The organism is Paracoccaceae bacterium (genome assembly GCA_033344815.1).
GTDB lineage: Bacteria > Pseudomonadota > Alphaproteobacteria > Rhodobacterales > Rhodobacteraceae > Roseobacter.
This window is the reverse complement of record JAWPMR010000001.1, coordinates 4,350,584-4,376,129: the sequence shown is the minus strand read 5'-3', so window position 1 is coordinate 4,376,129 and position 25,546 is coordinate 4,350,584. Positions and strand designations below refer to the sequence as shown.

19 protein-coding genes are annotated in these 25,546 nt (G+C 53.4%); 7 read left to right on the top strand and 12 right to left on the bottom strand.

Features of this window, described 5'->3' with window-relative positions; genetic code table 11:
* Positions 1-26: 26 nt before the first annotated feature.
* Positions 27-1,706: a BCCT family transporter gene (locus R8G34_20315; GenBank protein ID MDW3225203.1), complete on the bottom strand. Its 1,680-nt coding sequence runs from the start codon at positions 1,704-1,706 to the stop codon at positions 27-29.
* Between the two features lie 124 nt (positions 1,707-1,830).
* On the opposite strand from R8G34_20315, the gene R8G34_20310 reads away from it, so the two are divergent.
* The 3 genes from R8G34_20310 (at position 1,831) to R8G34_20300 (ending at position 5,212) form a co-directional block, all read left to right on the top strand.
* Positions 1,831-2,763, top strand: coding sequence for a LysR family transcriptional regulator (locus R8G34_20310; GenBank protein MDW3225202.1), 933 nt, complete (start codon positions 1,831-1,833; stop codon positions 2,761-2,763).
* Positions 2,764-3,035: 272 nt separating this feature from the next.
* Positions 3,036-4,271 (top strand): cation:proton antiporter, encoded by a 1,236-nt coding sequence (locus R8G34_20305; protein MDW3225201.1) that lies wholly within the window; start codon positions 3,036-3,038, stop codon positions 4,269-4,271.
* 200 nt (positions 4,272-4,471) lie between these two features.
* Positions 4,472-5,212 (top strand): SDR family NAD(P)-dependent oxidoreductase, encoded by a 741-nt coding sequence (locus R8G34_20300; GenBank protein ID MDW3225200.1) that lies wholly within the window; start codon positions 4,472-4,474, stop codon positions 5,210-5,212.
* Positions 5,213-6,017: 805 nt separating this feature from the next.
* Here the strand turns inward: R8G34_20300 and R8G34_20295 are convergent.
* The 7 genes from R8G34_20295 to R8G34_20265 form a co-directional block, all read right to left on the bottom strand.
* Entirely contained in the window at positions 6,018-6,740 is a 723-nt protein-coding gene (locus tag R8G34_20295) for a transporter substrate-binding domain-containing protein (GenBank protein MDW3225199.1), read from the bottom strand.
* A 43-nt stretch (positions 6,741-6,783) separates the two neighbouring features.
* Complete coding sequence (locus R8G34_20290) at positions 6,784-7,383, bottom strand: short chain dehydrogenase (protein MDW3225198.1); 600 nt, start codon at positions 7,381-7,383, stop codon at positions 6,784-6,786.
* Positions 7,380-7,742 carry a MerR family transcriptional regulator gene (locus R8G34_20285; GenBank protein MDW3225197.1) on the bottom strand — a complete coding sequence of 121 codons (363 nt, stop codon included), beginning with the start codon at positions 7,740-7,742 and terminating at the stop codon, positions 7,380-7,382. Before R8G34_20285 ends, R8G34_20290 begins: the two co-directional genes overlap by 4 nt.
* 86 nt (positions 7,743-7,828) lie before the next feature.
* Positions 7,829-9,334: a tripartite tricarboxylate transporter permease gene (locus R8G34_20280; protein MDW3225196.1), complete on the bottom strand. Its 1,506-nt coding sequence runs from the start codon at positions 9,332-9,334 to the stop codon at positions 7,829-7,831.
* 37 nt (positions 9,335-9,371) lie between these two features.
* Positions 9,372-9,875 carry a tripartite tricarboxylate transporter TctB family protein gene (locus R8G34_20275; protein MDW3225195.1) on the bottom strand — a complete coding sequence of 168 codons (504 nt, stop codon included), beginning with the start codon at positions 9,873-9,875 and terminating at the stop codon, positions 9,372-9,374.
* 42 nt (positions 9,876-9,917) lie between these two features.
* The gene (locus R8G34_20270) at positions 9,918-10,889 is read right to left on the bottom strand and encodes a tripartite tricarboxylate transporter substrate binding protein (GenBank protein MDW3225194.1); all 972 of its coding nucleotides are present in this window, start codon (positions 10,887-10,889) and stop codon (positions 9,918-9,920) included.
* Between the two features lie 128 nt (positions 10,890-11,017).
* Positions 11,018-11,872, bottom strand: a complete 855-nt coding sequence (locus R8G34_20265) for a universal stress protein (GenBank protein MDW3225193.1) — start codon at positions 11,870-11,872, stop codon at positions 11,018-11,020.
* Positions 11,873-12,403: 531 nt separating this feature from the next.
* Between R8G34_20265 and R8G34_20260 the strand changes: the two genes are divergently transcribed.
* Positions 12,404-12,721, top strand: coding sequence for a polymer-forming cytoskeletal protein (locus R8G34_20260; protein ID MDW3225192.1), 318 nt, complete (start codon positions 12,404-12,406; stop codon positions 12,719-12,721).
* Between the two features lie 570 nt (positions 12,722-13,291).
* Here the strand turns inward: R8G34_20260 and R8G34_20255 are convergent.
* Positions 13,292-14,161: a delta-class carbonic anhydrase gene (locus R8G34_20255; GenBank protein ID MDW3225191.1), complete on the bottom strand. Its 870-nt coding sequence runs from the start codon at positions 14,159-14,161 to the stop codon at positions 13,292-13,294.
* A gap of 736 nt (positions 14,162-14,897) precedes the next feature.
* Positions 14,898-16,616: an adenosylcobalamin-dependent ribonucleoside-diphosphate reductase gene (locus R8G34_20250; protein MDW3225190.1), complete on the bottom strand. Its 1,719-nt coding sequence runs from the start codon at positions 16,614-16,616 to the stop codon at positions 14,898-14,900.
* A 385-nt stretch (positions 16,617-17,001) separates the two neighbouring features.
* Between R8G34_20250 and R8G34_20245 the strand changes: the two genes are divergently transcribed.
* Both R8G34_20245 and R8G34_20240 read left to right on the top strand, forming a co-directional pair.
* The gene (locus tag R8G34_20245) at positions 17,002-17,637 is read left to right on the top strand and encodes a glutathione S-transferase family protein (GenBank protein MDW3225189.1); all 636 of its coding nucleotides are present in this window, start codon (positions 17,002-17,004) and stop codon (positions 17,635-17,637) included.
* Positions 17,638-17,663: 26 nt separating this feature from the next.
* Positions 17,664-19,715, top strand: a complete 2,052-nt coding sequence (locus R8G34_20240) for an EAL domain-containing protein (protein MDW3225188.1) — start codon at positions 17,664-17,666, stop codon at positions 19,713-19,715.
* An 839-nt stretch (positions 19,716-20,554) separates the two neighbouring features.
* Here the strand turns inward: R8G34_20240 and R8G34_20235 are convergent.
* The gene (locus tag R8G34_20235; GenBank protein ID MDW3225187.1) at positions 20,555-20,890 is read right to left on the bottom strand and encodes a hypothetical protein; all 336 of its coding nucleotides are present in this window, start codon (positions 20,888-20,890) and stop codon (positions 20,555-20,557) included.
* Between the two features lie 23 nt (positions 20,891-20,913).
* Here R8G34_20235 and R8G34_20230 point away from each other — a divergent pair, with 23 nt between their 5' ends.
* Complete coding sequence (locus tag R8G34_20230; protein MDW3225186.1) at positions 20,914-22,713, top strand: SulP family inorganic anion transporter; 1,800 nt, start codon at positions 20,914-20,916, stop codon at positions 22,711-22,713.
* Between the two features lie 40 nt (positions 22,714-22,753).
* On the opposite strand, the gene R8G34_20225 is transcribed toward R8G34_20230, so the two are convergent.
* Entirely contained in the window at positions 22,754-25,480 is a 2,727-nt protein-coding gene (locus R8G34_20225) for an ATP-binding protein (protein MDW3225185.1), read from the bottom strand.
* Positions 25,481-25,546: the final 66 nt, after the last annotated feature.

The window sequence follows — 25,546 nt, the reverse complement described above, 5'->3', positions numbered from 1 at the left end:
GGCCGTCGCAGGATGACCTGCCGTGCTTATTCAGCAGGCATGACCGAGGTGTCCGGATCGATCGTTGTTGCAACGCCGGCAGCTTCGCGGCGACCATCGTTCCAAATTGCCTTAATCAAAGCGATGCACATCAGCGCCATCACGATGGAGAAAGGCAAAGCGCCGATCACCATTGCGGTTTGGATGGCACCGGTCCCGCCCGAGATCAGCAAGCCCCCCACCACGCAGGCAAGGGCAGCCCCCCAGAACAGGATGTGGGGACGGGCTTTGGGGCCTTCGTCACCTGCCGCATTGATGGTGTTCACGATCAGTACCGCGGAGTCAGCGGACGTGACCAGAAAGGTCATCAGCAAGACAACAATCAGGACCGCCATGCCCCAGGCCAGAGCCTGTGCAATCGGCGCGAGCATGAATTCGGTCATGGCAAAGATCTTGTCACCATTGGCCGCTCCCAGAATGGTACCATCCGCACCCCCGTTGAGTTCCAGATCAATCGCTGTACCGCCAGCCCAGGCGAACCAGACAAAGCACATCAGCGACGGCACGATCATCGCGCCAAGAACGAATTCACGGATGGTCCGGCCGCGCGAAATACGCGCCAGGAACAGTCCCACGAAAGGCGCGAATGCGATCCACCAGGCCCAATAGAATACTGGCCACCAGCCCTGCCATTGCGTCAGCAGGAAGGATTCCGACCCTTCGACACCGTCTGAGCTGTAGACGTTGAAGCTCAGCCAGGGCAGCGCGACCAGATAATCCCAGATGCCGACAAAGAACGCCAAAGCGCCGAACCATGTTGCCCCAAAGATGATGAAGAAACCCAACAGGAAGATCGACAAGACCATGTTGATATTGGACAGCCATTTGATGCCTTTGCCGACACCGGAAAGGGCAGAAAGCGTGGAGGCTCCCATGATGACGGCCAGCGCGATAATAATTCCGAGCGTTGTGGCTGATCCATCTTCCAGCGCGAGCCCGCCAATCCCAATGCGGGTCAAGCCTGCAACGAATTGCTCAACGCCAAATCCCAGCGTTTGCGCCACGCCGAGAATGGTCGCTACGACTGCCACGATGTCGATAAAGTGGCCCAGATTACCGGACAGGGATTTGCCAAAAAGCGGCGTGAGGGAGGAGCGAATGGTTAAGGGAAGCCCGCGACGGTAGCTGAAAAACGCCAATGCAAGTCCGGCGACCGCATAACAGGCCCAGGCCCCAAGCCCCCAGTGGAGGTAGGACCAGACATAAGCTGTGCGCACATTGTCCGCATCAAGGGCTGTCGTCACACCCTGAATGACCGACGGATTATTCTGGAAGTGCGCAACAGGTTCCGCCACAGCCCAGGTCAACATGCCGACACCAATTCCGGCGCCGAACATCATGGAGAACCATGAGAAATTGGAGAATTCGGGCTTTTCACCATCCGTGCCGAGGTTCAGGCGCCCGGCCGTCGGCCAAATCGCCAAGCCAATGCAAACAATGACAAAAGCGGTCACAACCCAGATGTACCAAGCTGCAAACTGCGCAAGAATTGCCGTGTTCCAATTGCCAAGAACGGTACCCGCCTGCGTCGGCCAGACGATACACCAGACCACCAGCATGCTGATGATGATCTTACTGATCACGGTCACGTTGACACTGAATCCACGATAAAAACCGCTGTCGGCGGTTTTTATCGGTAGATCCGATAGTGGTGGCTTTAATGACATTATCTGTCTCCCTGTTTGAGACCGGGCGCACCGCCCGACCTTCGTGTTTATGAGCATAAGCCTCGCACAGTGTTTGATAAGCTGCAACATTACTGTGTATAGTTTCATGTACAGGAAACTTTAGATGGCCAAACGCGCACTCATTCGAAGCCTCAGTGACGTCGATATTCGCCTCGTGCGGATCTTCATAATCGTTACGGAGTGCCGCGGGTTCGCCGCGTCAGAGTTCGAGTTGAACATTGGCCGTTCCACAATCTCCAAACATATTTCGGATCTGGAACTGCGGATCGGATTAAAACTCTGCAATCGAGGTCCTTCCGGGTTTTCGCTGACGCCGGAGGGTGAACAGGTTCTCGTGGCAGCGCGAAAGTTACTCTCTTCCATTGATGGTTTTCAATCCGAGATCGATAACATTCACACGACACTGACAGGCACCTTGCGCTTGGGTCTCTTTGATCAATCCAGCACCAACCCAAATGCAAATATCCATAAAGCCATTCAAAAATATGACCAAATTGCGCCTGAAGTTGATCTGGAAGTTGCACTTGATCCTCCCAGTACGTTGGAAGCCCGTGTCATTGATGGATCGTTACATGCAGCGATCGTCCCGATTCATCGCCATTCCACCCTGCTGAATTACATCCCGCTTTATTGCGAACGGATGACTCTTTATTGCGGTGAAGGGCACAGCCTTTTTGATGTGGCGAGCAATTTGCCCTTGGCAGATCTGAACCTCGCCGATCACAAATATGCCGGATACGCCTTCAACTCACCCAATATGATGGCCGGCCAAAATCTTGGGATTACCCGCGCCGCACGCGTACAGGAGGAAGAGGCCTTATCGCTGCTCATTCAATCCGGGCGCTATATTGGATTTTTGGCCGACCACGTCGCCGAAACATTCATTCGCAAGGGAATTGTACGTCCGATTGCACCCGGCGAAACCAGCTACACCAGTACTTTTGCAGCAATCACGCGGAAAAAACCGGAAGCGGATCGCAAGACGCTGGAGTTCATTTCCTGCTTGATCGCATTTCACGAAACACAAGAGTTATGAGCGACAACGCGGCGTTCAATGTGCCCCGTCGCTTTGGGTACGCAACAACACCGTAACACGTAGGACCATGCAGACCAAAAACCAACGGGCGTCAGAAAGCGCTGGGGTGGTGAACCAATACACCCGTCCCATCACTGGCCAATCTTGCGCTAGACTGGCAAACAGAACTGTTATCAAAGGGTCGATGCGTGATCTTACCATTTGCATAAAAGCACTATCTGAGTTTTCAGTAACTGGCCCAAAACCTAAAACCATCGCAGGGACAGCAAGACGTGACGGGATTTCTGATCATTTGCCTGATAACAGCAGGTTTTACGATGATTGCCCATCGCCTGTCCTCCACGATGATTACAGCGCCAATGGTTTTCCTGACGCTGGGGTTTGTATTATCGCTGACCGGATTGTTGTCGACAGAAGCATCGCACGCACTTCTGCACCCGGTTGCCGAAATAGCCCTGGTTATCCTTCTTTTTCTGGATGCGGCTCAAACCGATCTGATTGCCTTACGCAAACGGCATGTCTGGCCGTTGCGTATGCTGTTGATCGGCTTGCCTTTGTCTATTGTACTTGGTGGTCTTGTCGGTTTCTTCCTTTTCCCCACATGGCCTTTGGCGGGTCTTGCCTTGCTAGCGGCCATTCTGGCGCCAACCGATGCCGCCCTTGGTCAGGCGGTAATCACTAACCCGAATGTGCCGATGCGCCAACGCCGCGCATTGACCGTCGAAAGTGGCTTGAATGATGGTCTGGCGCTTCCGATCATCCTGTTTTTTGCCAGCGTGACAGCAGCTGAGACCACCGACATCGGTGGCGGTGTTTGGCTGCTGTTTGGTGCAAAGCAGGTCCTTCTGGGTACTCTGACCGGAGCCGTTGTCGGTGCCTTGGGGGGATGGGCATTGTTGCGCGCAAAGGCTTTTGCCACCACCTCCGACATCTATGAAGGCGTTGGCGCGATCGCACTGGCTGGGGCGGCTTACCTCGCGGCCATCTTAATCGGCGGGAACGGGTTTGTCTCGGCTTTCGTTGCGGGGCTTGCCTTCGGCGGCATTGTCATGGGGGCTTGCAAATTTGTCTATGAATTCACTGAAAGTGAAGGACAATTACTGGCATGGTCGGCATTCTTACTGCTGGGTGCTGCCATGGTGCCCGAAGCGATAAACCACCTGACATGGCCCATGCTGGGGTTCATTCTGCTCAGCCTTTTTGTCATACGCCCCCTCGCGGTATGGATTTCCCTGATGCGCACGGACGCCCGCCCATTGACGCGCATTTTCTTCGGGTGGTTTGGCCCCAGAGGTCTTGCGACCGCTCTGTTCGCTCTGATGATCGCCGAAGACATTCCGCTTCAATTTGGCGAACAGATCCTGCATGTGGCGATCAATGCGGTCTGGATCAGCGCTTTGTTGCACGGTCTCAGCGCCGCCCCTGCCGCCAAGTGGTATGGTGCCAAAACAGCCGGTTCCGCCGAGGCGGAAGAGGACGACCCGCCCCCGTTCCAGACAGGCAACTAATGGTGTGAGCGCGACCACACCCGCAACCGGGAGATGGTCAAGGGTCAAGAAAGCGACGCCATGATATTGCACCGCACTCCGGAACCAACGACAGTGTCTCTCATTAAAACATCGGCCATGGCATAGTAAGATGCGGGTCGGGACCAGCTATCACTGCGATTAATCCAAATGGGTTTCGCAAGAAAAAGGATACGAACACATTGGTTGAATTCGCTGATCAAGTCGCGATTGTCACGGGGGGCGCGCAGGGCATTGGGCGCGCTGTTGCAGAGCGCCTGGCCGATGGTGGCGCCCGTCTTGCGATCTGGGATCTTGACGCAGATCTTGCACAGGAAGCTGCTAAGAATATTGGGCGAGGCGCATTTGCATGCAGCGTGGATGTGGCCGACTGGAACAGTGTTGCGGCGGCCATGGAAGCGACCAATGACAGTGCCGGTCGCGTAGACATTTGTGTGAATTCTGCAGGGATTGCCGGGTCGAATGCGCCACTGGTCGACTACCCGGTTGAAGAATTTCGACAGATTACAGAGATAAATCTTCTCGGCACGTTTCACGTCAACCGGGCCGTTGCACCGACCATGATCGCACAAAACTACGGACGCATCGTAAACATCGCCTCGGTTGCCGGAAAAGAAGGTAATCCGAACGCAAGCGCCTATTCTGCATCCAAAGCCGGCGTTATTGGATTGACGAAATCTCTCGGCAAGGAATTGGCTGACAAGGATATTGCCGTAAATTGCGTGACGCCCGCCGCTGCGCGCACTCGGATCTTTGATCAAATGAGCCAGGAACACATCGACTTCATGCTGTCCAAAATTCCCAGAGGTCGTTTTCTGGAGTTGAAAGAAGCCGCCGCAATGATCTGTTGGCTGGTCAGTCGTGAAAACAGCTTCACGACCGGGTCGGCGTTTGACTTATCGGGCGGGCGGGCAACCTATTGAGTGCAGACCTGCGTGCCTGTGCTGAGCAAGACGGATGGCAGGTCGCCGCAGGATAGCAAGTTTCACCGGATCACATCTTGCGCAACTAGGCAATTTGGTTTGCGTCGGAATTTTCAAAACTGAAGCGGTCTCCCACCGCGTGGTCACCATGCATCTGGCAAGGGTCCCGCGTCTGTTTCACCCTGTCAAACAACCACCGGGCGGCGGATAAAGTGGATGGATGCGGCAAGACTGTCGGAAAATGGAAACGCGACATCTCGGTTTGGCCGCGCTCTTTTGCAAGCGTTTGAAGATTCGGGTTGGCGAGGATCGCAGAGCAAAGAACGACAAAGTTTAATCTGTTTCGGAGTGATGGCAGCAGGCATTTTCGACGCGTGGGTTTCTCGACAAGAACTTGGGAGGCGCAGTGCCACATACCTGAGTGGGTCAGTCTTTAAGCAAATGCATATCCCCAGCCATGCGGACGCGCGCGACGCTCAACACCAAGCCAAGCAGCCTGCGACCGACATCGCAAATGGTTTGAACAAGACCGATCGCCAGATCAACCGCATCGGTGAGAACCCACCGTGAAAACCAGCACCAAAAACGGTTTGGCTATTCACATATTAAGCCAAGCAGGCTTTTACAAAGCGTACGGTGAAAATTGGTCGTTGAATCTGAAAGAGCCGGCCATCCAGATATGCACAACCGCTCTAAAAACAACTTGCCGTTCAACCGGTTCCTAAGCCTTCGGTCTTGCAAATGATTGCTGGCACAGAATGCCAAGTCGCGCCCTTGCTAGGCGCGCAGGTGCTTACCTAGCGACTTACGGATCATGCCACTCCAGTCGCACCAGGTCTATATCCGTTGTTGAAAAGCCAAAGCCCGCCATCATTTCACAATGAACTGATGTGCCAATATATCCCTCCAAAATGCGATTCACATTTGCCAGCAAATCACGGTCCTGTTTGTTCACGGCAAAACACCCAAATTCAGGCGGTTTTTCGCATTCCGGCACGGTCAGATATTCGGCGTCGATGTTCGGATTTTGCTGTATGAATCCGGCATGCGCACGTGCAACGCTGGCATAAGCGTCCACAGCAGCAGAACCAACGGCGCCAGCGGCTTCATCGTATGTCGCGAAAACTTTGATCCGCTCCTCTGGAATGCCGATTTCCAATGCCGTTTGATGCTGAACCTGATCCCGTATGACAGCCAGCGTCGCAAGGGGATGGTCGGCCAACGCACGGTATCCCGACAGATCAAACGGATTGCCTGCACGCACCAAAAAACCATCGCTCAGTGCCCACACAGGCCGACTGAAGAGCACGGTTTTCCGCCGTGCATCAGTCGCAAATAGTCCGGTGGTCATATTCCAACGTCGAGCCATAAGACCGGGTAAAAGATCGGAAAACTCGGTTTCGATCGGGTCGAATGGTTCATTCAGTCGGGCGCACACAAAACGTGCCAACTCAATATCACACCCGACGACATCTCCCGAAGGGTCAACATCATTAAAGGGCGGCTCCTTAACATAAGCGATGCGCATAAGACCTCTCAAAAAATCGGCTAGTTGCGTTTGAAAATGCGTTTTAATCCACCGGGATGATCTTGCCTGTGGTGGGGCCTTCAACGCTTTTGGCGTAGGCGCGCCCGACGCGCCGCGAGCAAACCGGATTATGACCAGGAAACCATTCGCCATAACGTTCAACGGACACATCCAGCAGGCCAGGACTGACCACATTGATCCTGATCCCGCGCGGCATTTCGATAACTGCACCCGTCACAAAACCCGCCAATGCACCATTGGCCATGGCGGCACCGGATCCCATTCGGATCGGGTCACGGTCCAATATGCCACTGGTCAATGTGAGCGATCCAGCGTCATTCACCTGCGATAACCCGGAGAGCACCACATTGACCTGCCCCATCACTTTCTCGCGCAGACCCTGCATGTATTGATCCTCGGTAAAGCGTGTCAGGATTTCAAAATGCACATCACCTGCCATTACAACCACCGCATCCACCGGACCGGTTTGGGCATACATCGCATCAACCGATGCCCGGTCCGACATATCCACCATCACGTCACCGCTGGAGCGCCCCGCCTTGATAATCTGGTGGCGTGGACCAAGTTCGGCGCATGCTGCACGACCAATATCGCCCTGTGCACCCAGCATAATGATTTTCATGCGCCGCCCTCCTCATGAGATTTATAGATTGCCAGTTTACGAGCCAAAACCGCATCGCATTGATCCAACTCTTGTCGTCGTTCCGCGAGATGAGAAGCATGTGCCAATAGCACGGACTTTCGTTCGGAAATTGTCTGGTCGCCAGCACGGTAGAGCGTCGCAAAGTGCCGCATGGTTTTCAATGGCATACCGGTCTGGCGCAGCCAATACAGCAGCGTCAGCCAGTCCAGGTTTTCCGGTGTGAAACGTCTGTGCCCATCCGCGCCGCGATCAATCGGCGGCACGATACCGGATTTTTCGTAAAACCGGATTGTATCGATGCCCAGACCGCTTTTTGCTGCCGCTTCCGCTATGCGCATAGTCACCTCCCATGTCAGTCATGCAAGGTCTACCAGCCCGGAGTAACTTCAGGTCAAGACGTTATTTCAGGCGCTGGTTTGATAGGTCATGCCGTCTTGCGGGCGCGTCGCAGGAGTTTCAAAGCAGGTAGGAAGATCAGGATAAGGGCGATGATCGTGATCGGCCCGGCCACGGGACGGGTGAAGAAGATTGACGGATCACCAGAGGACAGCAGCAGCGACTGGCGCAAGGTCGGCTCGGCAATCGGGCCCAGAACAATCGCCAGGACCGCTGGTGCAAGGGGGTAGTCAAATCTTCGCAGGAAAAACGCCCCGATCCCAAAGACAACCATCAACCAAATATCAAACATGTCGCGTGTCGCTGCATACCCGCCAACGATGGACAGCACAAAGATCATTGGTGCTAGAACTGTAAAGGGCATGCGCAGCATCCAGATAAACAGCGGAATAAAGGCGAGGTTGATCAGAACCGCTGCCGCGTTGGAGACATAAAACGACCCGATCAGGCCCCAGACAAATTCGGTCTCATCCACAAACAGACGCGGGCCAGGCACGAGACCCCAGATGACCATACCGCCCAGCAGGATGGCAGTGGTCGGCGAGCCGGGTATGCCAAGCGTAAGCATGGGCAGCATGGAGCCTGTGGACGCAGAGTTATTCGCAGCCTCCGGTGCGGCCACACCGTCCGGGTTGCCCTTGCCAAAGCTGTCGGGCCTGCGCGAGACCATTTTGGCGACGCCATAGGACATGAGCGATCCGGGTGTGGCCCCGGCGGCGGGCAACACACCCACAAAGAAACCCAGGAATGATCCGATCAGCGTCCCCTTCCACCCTTTCTTGGTGGCTTCCTTGGCATCAGCGCTCATGCCCTTAATTGTCATTTTCGGGGTCGTTTTAGATACCTCACCGCGGGATTGCTCAATCGTCCAGAGCATTTCCCCGATCCCGTAAACCCCTATCGCAAGCACAAGGAATCCGATGCCTTGCAGGAAACCGTTCATCTCAAATAACACGAGCCGTGGCGCGCCGGAAATCTGGTCAAAACCAACCGAACCCAGCACAAGGCCGAAACAGATCGAGAAGATGGTCTTGGGGATGTCATCGCCGCCCAGACCGACAAAGGTCGCAAAGGCCAGCAGCATCAGCGCAAATACTTCTGGTGGACCAAAAGACAAGGCCACAGAAGCCAGCGCAGGCGCGAATAGCGTGAACAATACATTGGCCACTGTGCCACCAACAAAGGAGGCAAGTGCTGCGGTCACAAGCGCCAGACTGGCCCGCCCCTGCTTGGCAAGCGGTCTGCCGTCAAAGGTTGTCGCAACCGCCGTGGACGCGCCAGGAATACCGAGGGTAACGGAAGAAATCGCGCCGCCATACATCGCCCCGTAATAGATCGCGGCCAGAAAGATGATGGCCGAACCGGGCGGCACCAGAAACGTGACCGGTAACAGGATCGCGACCCCATTGACCGACCCCAGGCCGGGCATGGCACCGATCAACAGGCCAACACTAACCCCGATTACGATCATTGTCAGATTCAACGGCTGCAAAGCCAGTAGCATGCCGTCGAGCAGTAGAGCGAAAACTTCCATGGTCAGCCGGTTTCCTTAAAAAGCCTGCGAAAAGAGGTCAGTAAATGATCTCATAGAGGATGTTGAATACCGGGTCGGTAAAGGACATGCCGGTGGGCATAGTGATCCGCATTGCCCCTTCAAAGAAGAAAAAGAAGGCCACCGGCGTGATGAGAGCAAGGGACAGGCTTAACGGCCATCCATGTCGCCCGAGATATTTCACGTAATAAAGCAAGAACACCGCAATGGCCCCATACATCGAGATGATGTTCACGAGGGCCACGAAAACCACGATGCCGCCACCCACGAGTATCAGCATTTTCCAGCCGTAGGCATCCAAAACCGGTTCATCAGATTGCGACGGCGGGCTGGTCCCGCGCCACCAGTTCAACGCGATCATCCCGCAGCAAATCAACATCATTGCGGATAACCAAAATGGCCATGCTCCGCCGCCGGGACCCTGCCCAGCGATATATCCGATGGGGAGTTCCGTGCTTTTCCACATCAGGTAGATTGAGAAAAGGGCCAGAATGCCCGCGGTTAGAATTTCACCGATACGCATCTGGCCCTCATTTCTTATTCTGTCACGCGAAGTTGTGTGGGATTATTCGCCCAGTGCGGCCAGTAGTTTCTTGTGGTTCTCAACCTGCAGACCCCAATAGTCCTGCTGCTCGGCTGCATTCATCCACAACGGAGACAGGCTTTCAGATGTCAGGTAGCCCTGCCAGTCTTCGCTTTCAAAAATCTCGGTGAACACGCCCTGGTAATAGGCCGCAGCCTCAGGTGACATGCCCGGCGCGCCGACAACTGCACGCTGGTTATAGTATGAGAAATCGTGGCCCTTTTCCTTTATCGTGGGAACATCCGGATAGGCAGGCATGCGTTCGTCTGAAAACGCCAGCAAGGGCACAAAATCACCGGCCTCGTAAAAACCCTTGGCTTCGGCCGGGTTGTTCACTGTCGCCATGATCTGTTTGCCCGCAAGATCTTTTGCCACGGCACCGCCGCCACTATAGGGGATATACTTGATATCAAGGTCATAAGCATCGGACATATAGGCGATCACAATCGAATCTTCCTGGCCCTGACCTGTACCGCCCATGACAAACTCGCCGTTCATCGACTTCACGTTTTCAATGTACTCTTCAAAGGTCGTGATGCCGGAATCCTTGTGGACCCACAAAACAAATGGATCGACGCCCATCATCGCGATCGGCGTAAAGGTCTGGATATCAATGCCGAGGTTTTGCTGACGCAAAGGGGTCGTGAAGAATGAATTCAGCGTCACCAGTATGGTGTGATCGGGATCACTCGCCGTGCTCACATGGATCAGCGCCTCAGCACCTGAACCACCGCCTTTGTTGTTGGGCACCAAGGGACGGTTTGTGAGGTCCTTTTTTTCTGCCACTGATTGGATGAAGCGCGCAATCTGATCCGCACCACCACCCGGGCCGGCCATGATCGCGAAATCAATTGGTTTGCGAGGGGTCCAGCCCTCCGCCAGTGTGACGCCCGGCACTAAGGCCATAACACTCGCCACGGCCATCCCCAACATTTGGCGTTTCGTAATGAGCATAACTTTCCTCCTCCATCAGTGTTTTTCGGGTGTCAATTCGGCTGTTCAAGCTCGTTTCCCGATTGGTTCACGAGTAACTATGTTGCACACATTCTATTTCAAGAATTATTTTATTGCGCCTCGAAATTTTAATGCGCCAGTATAACGGGAATTTCTGCCGAATCGACAACGGCTTGGGTATTTCCGCCAAAAAGTGTCTCGCGTTCGTGGCTCAGGCTATAGGCCCCCATGACCAGCATTCCCGCACCGACTTCCCTGGTTTTTTCAAGCAGTGCCACACCTGGATTCTGTGCCTCAAAACGATGGATATCCGCTGTAACACCGCGCAGCCCATAGTAGTCCACAAGCTCCTGTGCCGTCGCGCCATGTGGTTCACCCTTACCACCCGAGAGAATGGAGACTTGTTGCGCTGCCGCAGCCAAATCCAGCGTCAGCGCCACCATACGCGATGCCTCAAGCGATCCATTCCATGCGACCGCGATCCTGTCACAAAAGGTTTCTGGCGGCGTATCGCGCGGCGGACACATCAAGACGGGTCGGCCGGTCTGAAACAGCCCCGTCTTCAGCGAATTTGTTCCAACGTTGCTATCCCGGTTCGGTTTTGCCACAACGATCAGATCGGCAAGCCGGCCGTTATGTTTGATCACATCCACCATGCGACCCGTCTCCTCGACAAACTCAACTGTCGTCCGTGACCCGGGCGCAGCCTCCGTTTCCGTAAGTTCCAGCTTCTCGGCCAACAGATGAAGTTCTTCTCTGAGGTCACTCTCTTGCTGGTTTGCCAGTTCCTGAGCCTGTTTGAGCATGGTTTTTCGCGCGAAGGCAGGCAAGGGCATGCTATAGGGCATGAGATCTTCGGCCTGCGCGCGGCAATGCGCCACCACAATATGCGCTTTGTGGCGCCGTGCGAGTGTTGCGGCGTGCCCCAACACTGTTTCGACAAGGCCATCGCCCCGAACGGGCACAAGTATTTTTCTAAGCACAGGTTTTCTTTCCTTTCTTGCGGTCGCCAACTCCGGTCTGCCTTCGACGTGCAAGACACCTGAAAGGTGCAAAATGAACGCCGTGCGTACGGCATAAGGCGACCGGGTTGATCTGAGTATAGCTCGATTGCGCTGAATTCCCTTTGTGCAGGCTTCTGTTTTCCAATCGTCTTGTCAATCGGGCTTTGGAAACATGAATTTGCGATAGGTCAAATTCTCAAACCATCCGCCAGATCTGGCGTCCGCGTTTCAAGAACTGACATCGTCCAATTTGTGGTTGGATGCGGCGATGGTTTGGTTAATTGAAGGACAATTATGGGGCATTCTGACAGCCCCTGCTTTAGCGCCGCCTCCAGGCAACACAACATGTGATGCGCATTTCGTGCGCGACCACGATATATGCCTCATAATACATTTTTACCGTTGGTAAGGAGTTGTTTACCATAATCCTCCATGCTCGCGAAAGCGACGGCAATACCGCCGTTCGTCGTCCATCTGTGCTTTAGACATCTGTCTTAAGAGGAATATTCAATGCCAAACTCAGTGATCGCCGAAGATCTGACAATAGAGGGCAACATCAAGTCAGGCGACGGAAGCGTCGAAATCAAGGGTTCTGTCAGCGGAGACATCAACGTCTTGTCGATTGTCGTGCGCGCTGGCGGATTGGTTCAGGGAGCGCTTTCGGGTAAAACAGTCCTTCTTGAAGGCCGGCACCAGGGCACATTGCAATGCGATGACCTCACCCTGTCCTCGACCGCAAACGTTCAGGCCGACATTTCCGCCCAGACTGTCACCGCGCAAAACGGTGCTGAAATTGACAGCGCGATGCACATCGCCGGTCAGACCTGACACAACTGCCGTGAAGGCTAAAAAAACGCCATAAGATAGTGCTTTTGTGATCCGCGTGTCATTTGGGCGGCACTTAACGCACGAAATTGGCATATGTGCCAAGTCAAAGCGCAAGCGGCTCATCTTAGCAAAAACGGCCTCGGCTCCTCCCGTTGCGAGCTCGCCCAAGATACAAATCCGATTTTTCTCGATTCAGACGGCCGCGAGTCTTCTCAGCTAAGTGCCCGAAAGGATTTTGCGCGTTCGAATTCAAATCTTCTTTGTGCAACGTCAAAGACTCGCGAAGAATACACAGCAGAATCATCAAGCCTTAGTCTCAGCGCCAATTGACCGTGACGTGGACAGGTATTGACGACAGTTTGGCTATGCAGCGACACCGAGTGCCAAGGGTTTCGTTGTTTTCGTCGGTCCGCGGATAGATCCTTCTGAGTTGGACAGACGACGCCATCGCCGATCAGCCAAAATCACGACACATAAACCGAACCACTCAGCCCGTTGCTTTGGAACATCGACTTGGTTCAGGCGCGTTACAGAGACAGATTGATCCGAGGCGCTTTCTGGCATTTCGTGCTAATGCCCGATTTGCGACAACAAATCTGGATTGACCACCAGATTGCGCACCCCATGCGCATCGGCTTCATCAAAGATATTGCCCGCCAACCATGTACCAACAGAGTGGATGTTGACACGTGCGACTTCGGGTCGAACCGACCAGGTGACTTGAAAAGGTGAGCCGGCTTCATTGAAGCTGGGACCTGTTGTCGAACCCGCGTATTGAATGGGTGTCCCCATGTCGTTGGGAATATTGGGCGCTTGGTGGTAGCCTTCTACGCGTTGCACCTTCGTCATCTCGACAAAGTCCAAAGCCGTATCGTTGTTGACCAGAACGACCACCTGGGTTTCGACGCGTAGCTGCGGATTGCCAATCGCTTCACTCAAACATGATCCTAGGGTCGGGCCGGGGTCAACCTGCGCAGTTGTATGCACAAAATGGACTTCGATGGTGTCACCGGGCTTCAGATCACCGTAGGCGCCCGACCCGATGGGGCTGTCCAGCGGCGCGAGATCCGTTGAGGTCAATGTACCATCGTATTTGTACCCGGTCCCCGCGCCCTTGCCATCGCCGTTACCAGCAAACTTCGTGAATTCGCCGCCCCGATGCTCCGCATTTTTGTGAAAATGGATGTTGCACAAATTCATGTCAGTATGTGCAGGTGCGCGGGCAAAAGCCCGGTCGTTTTCGCCCGACGTGCTGTCAATGTCTCGCGGCGACTGGGGCCCAAAACCGACGCCCTCTGTACTTGCGGCCAGCGCTGCGCGTTGCGCAGAGATGACGTCATCGGCAACTGATTGTTCGGTGTCCTGGCTCGCAAGAGCGGAACTGATAAAAACGGCAGTAGCGCCAACTGACAGCATGGGCATCAAAGAAATCTTGTGCATGGAGTTCCCTTGTTTTGGAGTACGTGGACATCATGTTCACTCCTTCCCGCTTTAGATAGGAAGGCAAGGCAATTTGTTCCATGGGTGTTACTTTCAAAAACATGCCATTCGGGACTTTTCGAAGACAAAACTGTGTGCCCCGCCAATCGCATCAGGGAAACAGACCACTTGCTTCCGTGCAATATAAGTCCCGCGACGCATCACATTTTTGCCGAGCAGATCACGGGGCGACACACCGTGTTCAATGTAACGGCGCATAGTATTGTTGTCGCTGCGCACAACTTTTCCGCCTGTTCCCAACATTGCCTGCAAACGCTGCCGATGATCTGAGCAAAGGGACGTCGTTGCCGCGTCACGACTTTGAGATCCAGTTACCAGCAATAAAAATCAGTGGTGTTTCACTCTTTCCGGCCTTTGGGCTGTCTTCGGACGCGTAACTACTGCTCCAAGCGCTCAAAACGGCCGTCCTCGAATTCGCAATGCGGTCGAATCCAGATCGTGCCTTCTTGATCCTGATATATTACTGCTTTGGTCCTATCAGCCTCCAGAATGCCTTGACCCAAAACGCGATAGAGGCCGCCTTTGCGATGTCGATGGGTCGGCATCCAAGGATCGGATGACACAGAAAGCCTCTCCTCCAAGGAGGACCCATACACTGAACGTTGTGTCTCGGCATTTTGCTCTGATTCAATCTTCGAATTGGGCAAAAACAGTGCGCGCAGAATCTGACCCGGCTTCACGTAGACAGCACCGAACCGGTGATGGCATTGGGTCGGTAGGTCGTACACCCCTTGCAACCAGTTTCGTAAGCCTGCCGGTACACATCCTCAAAGACCGCAAAGGGAATGTCCTCAGGGCAATTGACAGTCTTGGAAATTCCGCTGTCGATCCAGCGCTGCGCCGCGGCCTGCATGCGAATGTGATCAGTCGGGCGCAAGTCTTGCGCGGTGACAAAGGCATCCGTTAACGGCCTCTGTGTGCCAAACATCTGACGATAAAGCCAGACAGCATAGTCCTCGACAGCCTCTTCACTTTTGGTACCATCCGCGCGGGCAATCTTGCGTTTGTATGTGGTTGCAAAAACTGGTTCGATTCCGGAGGAGACATTGCCACCATACATCGAGGTCGTGCCTGTGGGGGCGATCGTGGTCAATACGCCGTTGCGCAATCCGTGCATTGAAATTGCGCGGCGCACATGAGCGTCAAGCGCCATTATTCCCGCTCCTTGCTGATGAGCATTTGCATCATAGAGTGGAAAGGCTCCGCGCTCCGCAGCAAGCTGTGCGGAGGTGAGATAGGCCATATTTTGGATTGCGCGGAGCCAGGATTCCACGAGACGCTCAGCTTTGGCCGTGCCATATCGCACCCCAACCATAATCAATGCATCCGCCACACCGGTTACGCCCACACCGATGCGTCGTTTTTGCTGCGCTTCCTGCAACTGTGCAGCTACGGCAAAGCGGGTCACCTCAATCGAGTTGTCAAGCATGCGCACAGCGACCCGCACCAGGTGTTCAACCTGCTGCATGTCGAGTTCTGCCTGAGAACTGAATGGGTGCGTGACCAGCCTGGCCAGATTGATAGATGCCAAGGGGCATGTCCCATTTGGCGGCAACGGTTGCTCCGCGCAGGAATTGGTCGCACGCAGGTCTTCAAGGTATCCCAACGGGTTTGATGCGTTGATCCTGTCGATAAAGAGAACGCCCGGCTCAGCCGCATCATAGGTGCGGCGCATTATTTTTTCCCATAATTCGCGCGCATTGACGCGTTTTACCAGCGTATCATTCCATACAAGGTCCCAGTCTGAATTCAGGTCAACCGCCTTCATGAAGGGGTCTGAGATCATAACAGAGGTATTGAAGTTTCGCAGCCTCGACGGGTCGGACTTTGCCTCGATGAATGCCTCGATATCAGGATGATCAACCCGCATCGTTGCCATCATGGCACCCCGTCCTGTGCCCGCGACGAGCATTTTGCAGACCGCATCAAGAATATCCATGGCCGCCAGAGGTCCCGCCGCCGGACAATCCAAACCCTGCACCAAATCGCCTTTTGGGCGTAGGGTCGAAAAATCAAACCCGATACCGCCGCCCATCTGCATCGTAAGAGCTGCATCCTTGACCGTATCCATGATCCCCGCGAGGGAATCTGGGATAGTGCGCATGACAAAAGTATTCGCAAGCGTCACATTGCGGTGCGTGCCAGCGCCGGCGAGAATACGTCCGGCGGGCAGCAGTTTAAACTCCTCCATGGCCGACAAAAACAACTTGGAAACCTGTGCACGCTCGCCCGGATGTTCTGGTTGTGCGAGGCTATCGCCAACCCGGACCCAGGTGTCGCGCACGCAGTGGTCAATCACCTTTCCGTTGCTGACATATTGATACTTTGACCGCCAAATCTGTTCCGATATCGGCTGGTCAAAAGACTCTACGGGCGAACCGTGGACCTTAAGCATTAGCATTGCAATTCACCAAAGATTTTTTTGTTCAACAAGAGATTATTCACCAGCGATCCATCCATTAACTATTTGTTAAGTATGCTCTAATTATGATTTTGGAATTAAGAATGAGTTAACAAATCATTAAGACGCTCAATCCCGGCACACAAGGAAAGACTGCCGGGCCGGTTAACGCGACACGCAGGAAAACTGAGTTTCAAGATGTGGGATGTGAATGTTCTTGGTCATACCGTGGCGCGCCAACAGTCGTTGATCAATCAGAACATGTTAAAAAGTATATGCAATTTGAAAGTTCTTTCACTCAACAATCTGCAGTTGAATTTATCAGGTATTAACGACGGTTCTTTAGCCAGATGCATCAAAGAAGCCGGTAAAGGACGCCGTGGTGATTAAACTATACGCATGTTTGGGATCGGGAAATTGCTTCAAACCTTGGTTGGCGCTGCATCAACTGGGAATCCCTTTTGACATGTCGCTCATTGATGTTTTGAACGGCGCGCAAAAATCGCCAGAATATCTCGCAATCAGCCCGCTTGGCGTGGTTCCTCATCTGGTGACAGATACGGGCAAAAACCTGGGCGAAAGCAATGCAATGCTCTGGTATCTCGCGGAAGGCAGTTCTTTGATGCCGGCCAGCCGTGAGGAACGGGCGGAGGCTCTCCAATGGATGTTTTTTGAACAGTCAAAACTTGAACCGTTTATTTCACCTGCCCGGTTTTTCACAACAATTCTGCCAGATCAGCGGCAAGTGCGCGCGGATGAGATTGCCCATTGGCAGTCCCTGGCAGAATCAGGTTTGTTCCGTCTTGATGCACATCTTGAGCAGCGTGATTTCATTTTGGCGTCGGGATACTCAATCGCCGACATCGCAGTGTTTGGATACGTCCATGTTTTGGAAGAAGCAGGACTCTCCATGAATGATTATCCCGCAATCGGAAATTGGGTCGCTTCTGTCGAAAAAACCAAAGGTTTCCGCCCGCTTTCAGAGCTTGGACACACCAAGACCAAAGTCGCCTGACGCACCGTTCCCGGAGCAATAACCTAATGCGCACCGAAAAGATCCAGCAAGGTTCTATCGTGACGACTGATCTCATTGCACCGGATACCACCGACGCATCCGCAGGGTCACTTGTAGCGGTGGAGCGATTGAAAACCGCTATCTGGATTTACGACATTGACCATTCCCGCATTGTTTTTGCCAATCCATCGGCGTGCAAACTCTGGCAAGCTGACTGTGAAGTGACATTGCGCGCGCGTGATCTTACGCAGGACATGTCTCCGGCCGTTGCAAAACGATTGAAGCAGTATCAGAACGATTTTATTGAACGCGATGCCACATTTAGCGAAATGTGGACGCTCTATCCCAACGGTAAACCGACCAGCGTCAGGGTGATCTTTCGCGGGCATCTTTTGGCTGACGGGCGCATGGCCATGCAATGTGAAGTCATTGGGCGCGCTGATGATGAACCCGAAAACCTGCGCAGCGCCGAAGCACTTTTGCATACAGACGTCATGATCGCCCTTCATGATCTCAATGGTCCACCGCATTACATGAATCCTGCCGCCCGAAACACCGCGACGCATGCCGCCCAGACGATATCGGAAAAATTTATAGATCGGTCGGACTACGAAACACTTCGTGACGAAGTCGAACGGTCAGGAGAGTATAGGATTGTCTCGAAGGTGAACACTTCGGCGGGTCCAAGGTGGCATGACCTTACAGCAAAACGCTGCCTTGATGCTGCAACTGGCAACCCGGCTATTCTTGTCACAGCGATTGATGTGAGCGAACTTAAAACTGCGCGTGACAAGGCGCGATACCTCGCGGAACGAGACCAGCTGACAGGCTGCTTTAACAGGGCGTATCTTCAGCAGCATCTGGTGACACTGGAACAACGCCCAAGCCGGCGGTCCGCATTATTGTGTTTTGACGTGGACCGTTTCAAACAGATCAATGACAGGCTCGGTCACGAGATGGGGGATGTCGTCCTTCAAGAGATCGCCAAACGAACGACTGACGTAATCGGCCCGCGTGACATACTCGTCCGGCTGGGCGGGGACGAATTTGTTGTTGTAATTGAAGACGCTTCATCCGAAGAAATACTTAGCGAAAAAATCGATTTTCTTTTGGGCAGACTGGGCCAACCCATTTTCAATGATGCCACGCGTGTCAGCACAAGCGTGAGTGTGGGAATTTCCACTTTTTCGACAAGTTCAGTGGATTTCGCCAGCACAATGCGCGAAGCTGACATCGCCCTTTACGCTTCCAAGCAAGCGGGACGAAACAGGGCAACTTACTTCAGCCACGATATGGGTGTTCGAGCCAAGGCGCGCGATCTTGTGGAAATACAACTGAAACAAGCCGTAGAGAACCGGGAATTCACGCTGCATTTTCAACCTCGGGTCAACCTGCAGACTGGAAAAGTTGTTTCGGTGGAGGCGTTGGTGCGGTGGGTTCATCCAAGGCGCGGTCTTATCATGCCAAGCGAGTTCATCGCGATCTGCGAAGAGACCGGGTTGATTGAAGACTTGGGCCAACTGGTCGTCGAGTTGGCCTGTACACAAGCCATTTCCTGGCATCGTTCTGGTCTGGAGATAGACATGTCTGTCAATATCTCGCCGCGGCAATTTGAAAACTATAAACTGTTGCAGTCGCTCGAGAAGTTTTCCCAGCACCCGGAGTTTCCGCGAGGCAAAGTCGAATTGGAGATTACTGAAAACGTATTGATCGGAGATCATGACCTGATTGAGGAAAAACTCGCGGCCATTTCACAAATGGGATATCGTATTGCCATCGATGATTTTGGCACCGGCTATTCCAATCTGTCATACATTTCACGCTTTCCTCTGAACTGCCTGAAAATTGACCAATCCTTTATTTCCCAATTGCCAAAATCGGGACCCATCATCGATCTGATCGTGACCCTTGGCAAGCAGATTGGAGCAACCATCGTTGCTGAAGGCGTGGAGACCGAAAAACAACTCCAATGGCTCGCGGATCACAGCTGTGACGAAGTCCAGGGGTTCTTTTTATCGCCACCAATTCCTATTGAAGAACTCAAAACAGCGATCAGAATCGTAAACTTGTCTGTATGACCCACAGCCGCTTCGAAAAAATTGACGTAAAACGTATCTGATCCATCACCTTGAATCCGTCTTCCCTGTCGCTGGAATCCATCACATGTGATCCGCCCGGCGGCATGTCAACGCGTATCATTGGGGTTTTCGTCACTCATAAAACATAGCGATGCAAACGCGCATTTTCGCAAAAAGGCCGCGAACGGGAACATTGCAGAAATGGGCGGCTCAACGTAGATGTATTCGCCAATTCCTGTTGGGTAATGCGGCATTCTGATTTTGAAATCTGCGACCATTGGTCAATAAGGATCAATCCCTGGTTCTGGCTATCGTGCCCCTAGCCATCCGAAGTTTTCTTATGAAACCCGGAAGGCAAATGCTCAAATGTTTGCGTCCTCAGGATTGGCGCATCACGTGAAGTCCCAATTCTACGTTCGCATGACAAGGACTGCCGTGAGAAAATCGGTCTGATAGCAGATTGAAGTAGAACTCCTTCGTTGACGCCTCATTGCCAGCCAGCACGACCAGTCGGTCAAACAGAATCTATGGTACGGCCCGGACGATGCCCGTCTCAAGCTGGTGCGATGGCGATCAGATTGCAATTACATCAATGCGCACCCATCGTTGGGCAACAAAACATCCGCAAAAACGCGCCGAATGCCTGTTTGACACGTACACTGCAAAAACGCGCGTGCCCAAACTGAGATCGCCGGATAAGCCATATGAACCCGACATCTCCCGTTATGGACAAGGGGGTCGCGGGACAAAGAGTTCATTGCTCACTGATAAATGTGTTGGTGCAAGATCATGAGACACGGCCAAGCAGCTTGAGCATTTCTCGTGCCGGCACACATACTTCAACCCATCCAACAACTCTCAAAACCTGATTGGACGCCTGCAGAAAAAACAATGGTTTCCAGCAGCGACGAAAATAGCAAATGAAAGGCAACATACGGTTTAGCACTGCCAACCGTGCGAGCAGCAAAATTCAAGTCTTCCAGTCTTGAAATCGTATACAAGGGGTTTGAATGACGATAGAGCGCAGCAAGTACGACCCTATTAATCTCTACAGATTTGACATAGCGTAGACCTGAATTGGAAGAGAGAAAGCTGTCCCGCAATGACATGGCGTTTTGGACGACCCGCTGACGAAGCGCCGCATATTGCACCCTCCGCCAAAAATCAAAAAACAAGTGCACGGGACCGTTTGCGCTCCATGATGCCATTTCTTGACTGGCTTCCCATGGTCAACCGGGAAACATTTCGTGCGGATGTGTTTGCAGGATTGACCAATGCTGCAATCGTCCTGCCGCAGGGGATTGCTTTTGCCGCGATCGCAGGTTTGCCGCCGCAATACGGGCTCTATACAGCGATGGTCACACCCGTTATTGCAGCCTTTTTTGGCAGTTCATGGCATCTCGTCTCGGGCCCGACCACGGCAATATCCGTTGTAATTTTTGCGACATTGTCAGAAAATTTTGTACCCGGGTCTCCGGAATTCATCAGCGCAGTTTTCAGCATCACCTTGCTTGCAGGTCTCTTCCAGCTGTGCCTCGGTCTCGTCAATCTGGGGCAACTTGTGAGCTTGGTGTCCCATTCCGTAATGGTCGGTTTCACTGCGGGCGCTGCGATCTTGATATTTCTCAGCCAATTGCCTGGATTTATTGGGAAATCACTTCCCCGACCGGACGAATTGTTCGAATTTGGCAAGGAATTGTGGAACGCCCTGCCCCATCTCAGCCCCTACGTTCTCGCCGTATCGGTGACGACACTTATTGTTGCCGTGGCGCTCAAGAAATACAAACCCGTCTGGCCAAATTATCTGATCGCTCTGATCGTCGGCAGTCTGCTTGCCTATACCCTTGATACGCTGTCGCATATGGTTGGTGCCGGCGCCACCGGGCTTGCGTTCGTCCAGGCAATTGACTCAGGCATCCCACCCATGGCTGTGCCTGAAATGTCGTTCGACGTGGTTCGCGATCTGTCGCAGGGCGCTTTTGCGTTGGCTTTGATCGGGTTGCTTGAAGCTGTTTCCATTGCGCGTGCAATGTCACTGCAATCCCACCAATCTCTCAACTCGAACCAGGAAATCATCGGACAGGGTCTTTCAAACATCGGTGGCTCTTTTTTCTCAGCCTACATGGGGTCCGGATCCTTCACACGCAGTTCACTCAATCTGGAGTCCGGTGCGAGAACGCCACTTGCCGCAGTTCTGGCTGCACTTTTTCTGCTGATTATTCTGTTGATGATCAGCCCTTTGATTGCCTACATCCCCATCCCCGCCATGTCCGGATTGATTATGCTGGTGGCCTGGAAATTGATCGACCTCAAGGAAATCAGGCATATTCTGACCACCAGCGCATCGGAAACTGCCATATTTCTGATCACTTTTCTTGTCGTGCTTCTGGTTGATCTGGAATTTGCGATCTATTCCGGCGTCATCGTTTCCCTGTCGCTTTTTCTGCGCAAAACCATGCGCCCGGGCTTGCCGGTAAATGTGCCGAATGCAGGCGTTGACGGACGGCCATTCATGAGCCCGATTCATTGGCGGTTGCCAGAGTGTCCACAGGCGATGTTCATTCGGGTGCAAGGGCCGATGTACTTCGGCGCGGTGGAATATCTGGAAAAAGAATTTCGCAAACTGGAACAACAACGCCCAGAACAAAAGCACCTCGGACTATTGGTTGACGGCTCCGTCGGGATCGATTTGGCGGGCGCTGAATGGCTGGTTGAAGAAAGCAGGAACCGAAAAGATCTGGGAGGGAGCCTTTATATCATCGGTCGCTACCCGCCGTTGCGTCGACAAATGGATCAGTTTCACGTGACAAAACTCATCGGAAAAGATCGAATTTTTCGACGGAAAAGAGAAATGCTGGAAGCCATGGTTCCAACATTGGATCCTGATATTTGCGCCACCTGCAAACTACGTGTGTTTCTGGAGTGCAAAGATATGCCGAACGCTGCGCTCGCTGAAGCCAATGCCGCGGCAAAACCAGACACACAGCCCACGCCGTAATCAGCCATCAAGGCCAGTTCCCACCGATGTCGGGACACAGCTAGTCACTGTCCCGATTGAGTTTCAGACACTTTTCGACGGCTCCCAGAAGGTCTGCGCGCGACACCGGCTTCATCAGGCGAATGTCCTCAGGGAGCAAACCATTGCCATGCACCGTGGCTTCAGAGGCATAGCCCGAAAGGAAAATAAAAGGCGTCTTCGGGTTGAGCAGGCGACATTCCCTGGCGAATTGTGGTCCCTGCAGGCGTCCCGGCATCACAATGTCGGTCAGGACAACATCGAAGCTGGGATCGGCTTTGAAGACAGAATAGGCAATGTCACCGGTTGTTGCCGTTGTGACGTCATAACCGGCCATGACAAGCGTTTTTTCCAGAACTGCCATGACCTCCAGTTTGTCCTCGGCCAACAGCAGACGCGGTCGCACCTTGGGGGGGGCGCCCTGCACTGGCGGAGTTACCGCTGGAGTTTGTGTGGTCGCTCTGTCCTGTGACACCGCCTTGAAATACAGCTTGAAACTCGTGCCCTCGCCAAGTTCGGAATAGACACGCACCGTACCGCCCGACTGCCTGACAAAACCATCAACCATGGACAGGCCAAGACCAGTACCTTTGCCAACTGATTTGGTTGTGAAGAAAGGGTCGTAAATCTGATCGATCACGTCTGGCGCAATGCCATGCCCATCATCCGTGACCGCGACCATCACATAGCGACCGGGATCGATGTCTTCTGATCGGTTTTCAAGATAGGTTTCATCGATACGGAGGTTTGCAGTTTCAATCGTCAACTTGCCGCTACCCTCTATCGAGTCGCGCGCATTCAATATCAGATTGACCAGGGCGCTTTGAAGCGAGCTTTGATCAACTTTGATTGGCCACACGCCCGCCTGAAGAACCGTTTCTATCTGGATGTTTGATTCAATTGTGCGCCGCATCCAGCGCTCGGTTTCTCGTACCGTTTGGTTCAGATCCAGAATAGCAGGTTCCAGACGCGCCTTGCGTGCATAGGCTAACATGCTGTTGGTCAGATCGGCACCATGTTTGACAGCATCTATCGCCGCATCAATGAGCGTATTTGCCTCTTCAACGTCAAAATCCTGGAGTCCGATTTCGCTTTGCAGCAGTTCCAGATTACCCATGATGACTGCCATCAGATTGTTGAAGTCATGCGCAATACCACCCGTCAGCTGTCCGATCGCTTCCATCTTTTGCGCCTGCTGGAGTTGCTTTTGACGCGCGCGATCGACGGTAATATCTTCGATCATCGAAATCACGCCATTGCCACTCGTCGGAATTTCGGACGCAATGATGGTGCGGCCGGTAGACTGTTCATGCACCCATCTTTGCGGCTTGAGACGGGCTGACTTGATACGTTCCTGAACATAGGCTTCCGGATCATCATAACCGAACTGGCCCGCCATATATTCGGCTGAATTGCGTAGAATATCGGCAAAATCGACGCCTCGTTCCAAAAGGTGGGCGCTGACAGGCAACATGGTCTCATAGAACGTATTGTTCATGACCAGTTTGAAGTCCTGGTCGTAGTACGCAACGCCCAGAGGCAACGCCTCGCTGCCTTCAAACAGGATCTCTTTCAAGCGACGTAAGGAACGCTCACTGCGTTTTCGTTCTGTTATGTCGATGTGTGTCCCGACGATCCGCACGACTTTACCGTCTCGCACCACCACAAATTCGCGCGACAGGATATCAACCCAGTGCCCATCCTGGTGGCGTATGCGAAACTCTGCTTCGGGCGCGCTGGTTTCGCCAGGCTCTGGTCGAATTACGGATGTTTCGACATGTTCTCGGTCATCCGGGTGTACAAGCGACAGGATCGTTTCGAGATCCGGCGGCGGTGCTTCAGCATCATAACCCAGCATCTCCAGCCAACGCGGGGAGAAATAAATTTCCCCATTCTCCAGATTCCGGTCCCACAAGCCATCATTCGCCCCTTGCATGGCGAGCGAGAACCGCTCTTCGCTGATCCTCAGACTCTCGCTCCGCTCTGCAACGCGCTCTTCGAGATGAGCATTCAATTCGGACAGTTCAGACCTGAGCCGCATGACGTCGGAAATGTCGTCTTCGTTCAGCACAACCACCGCGTCGCCTGTCGCAGGATCGCGCCCGCCCCGTGCTTTGACCCGATGGGTCACGGGGCCGGCCTGCGCCTGAACCGCCAGCTCCGCATCAAAAACTTCGGAACGCTCTACGGTTTCCAGCAAATTTCGCACAATATCGCGACTTCCCAACCGCTTGGTCAGATCATTCGCGTCTTTCGCACCACGACCATAACACTCAAAGGCTTGCGCATTCTGCACCAGAAGTTCACCAGAAAGTGAAAACATGCTCAGCATCGCGCCGGAATACCGAACCGCTTCGACCAGCCGTGCCGACCGGGTGTCATGACCCGACGTCTGCTTGTCAATGAGTTCCACCAATACGGCATCCCGACTCTGCTCAATCAGCACGGGTTGACAACAAACCGTCACTACAACCGGCTCTTCTGCAGGATATAGCGTCCACGTGTCTTTCAGTTTGGGAGATGTTTCTGTATCGCGCAAAATCTCACGCAGGCGCTGGCGCACGGTCGAACTATCTGTCGAGAAGTCACGCGCTTTGAGGTCCGCGAGGCTTGGCGCCCTCCAAAACTCAAGGGCCGCATCATTTGCCCACCATATCTCATGCCGATCCACATCAAATACCCAAATCGGCACAGACAATGCGTCCAGAAAGGCGACACTGTCGGTGTCAGGAACACTTAGTTTGGACATTTGTTACCAGGATCCTAATAAATTGAGCGGACTATTTCTCGAAGTTAATTACTCTAGGGCCAACGT

Bases quoted from the DNA above. Each gene is read 5' to 3' on its own strand.
- R8G34_20225 (MDW3225185.1), bottom strand. From the start codon at position 25,480: ATGTCCAAACTAAGTGTTCCTGACACCGACAGTGTCGCCTTTCTGGAC.
- R8G34_20280 (MDW3225196.1), bottom strand. From the start codon at position 9,334: ATGGAAGTTTTCGCTCTACTGCTCGACGGCATGCTACTGGCTTTGCAG.
- R8G34_20250 (MDW3225190.1), bottom strand. From the start codon at position 16,616: ATGCTTAAGGTCCACGGTTCGCCCGTAGAGTCTTTTGACCAGCCGATA.
- R8G34_20290 (MDW3225198.1), bottom strand. From the start codon at position 7,383: ATGAAAATCATTATGCTGGGTGCACAGGGCGATATTGGTCGTGCAGCA.
- R8G34_20315 (MDW3225203.1), bottom strand. From the start codon at position 1,706: ATGTCATTAAAGCCACCACTATCGGATCTACCGATAAAAACCGCCGAC.
- R8G34_20275 (MDW3225195.1), bottom strand. From the start codon at position 9,875: ATGCGTATCGGTGAAATTCTAACCGCGGGCATTCTGGCCCTTTTCTCA.
- R8G34_20310 (MDW3225202.1), top strand. From the start codon at position 1,831: ATGGCCAAACGCGCACTCATTCGAAGCCTCAGTGACGTCGATATTCGC.
- R8G34_20260 (MDW3225192.1), top strand. From the start codon at position 12,404: ATGCCAAACTCAGTGATCGCCGAAGATCTGACAATAGAGGGCAACATC.
- R8G34_20240 (MDW3225188.1), top strand. From the start codon at position 17,664: ATGCGCACCGAAAAGATCCAGCAAGGTTCTATCGTGACGACTGATCTC.
- R8G34_20270 (MDW3225194.1), bottom strand. From the start codon at position 10,889: ATGCTCATTACGAAACGCCAAATGTTGGGGATGGCCGTGGCGAGTGTT.
- R8G34_20230 (MDW3225186.1), top strand. From the start codon at position 20,914: ATGATGCCATTTCTTGACTGGCTTCCCATGGTCAACCGGGAAACATTT.
- R8G34_20285 (MDW3225197.1), bottom strand. From the start codon at position 7,742: ATGCGCATAGCGGAAGCGGCAGCAAAAAGCGGTCTGGGCATCGATACA.
- R8G34_20255 (MDW3225191.1), bottom strand. From the start codon at position 14,161: ATGCACAAGATTTCTTTGATGCCCATGCTGTCAGTTGGCGCTACTGCC.
- R8G34_20295 (MDW3225199.1), bottom strand. From the start codon at position 6,740: ATGCGCATCGCTTATGTTAAGGAGCCGCCCTTTAATGATGTTGACCCT.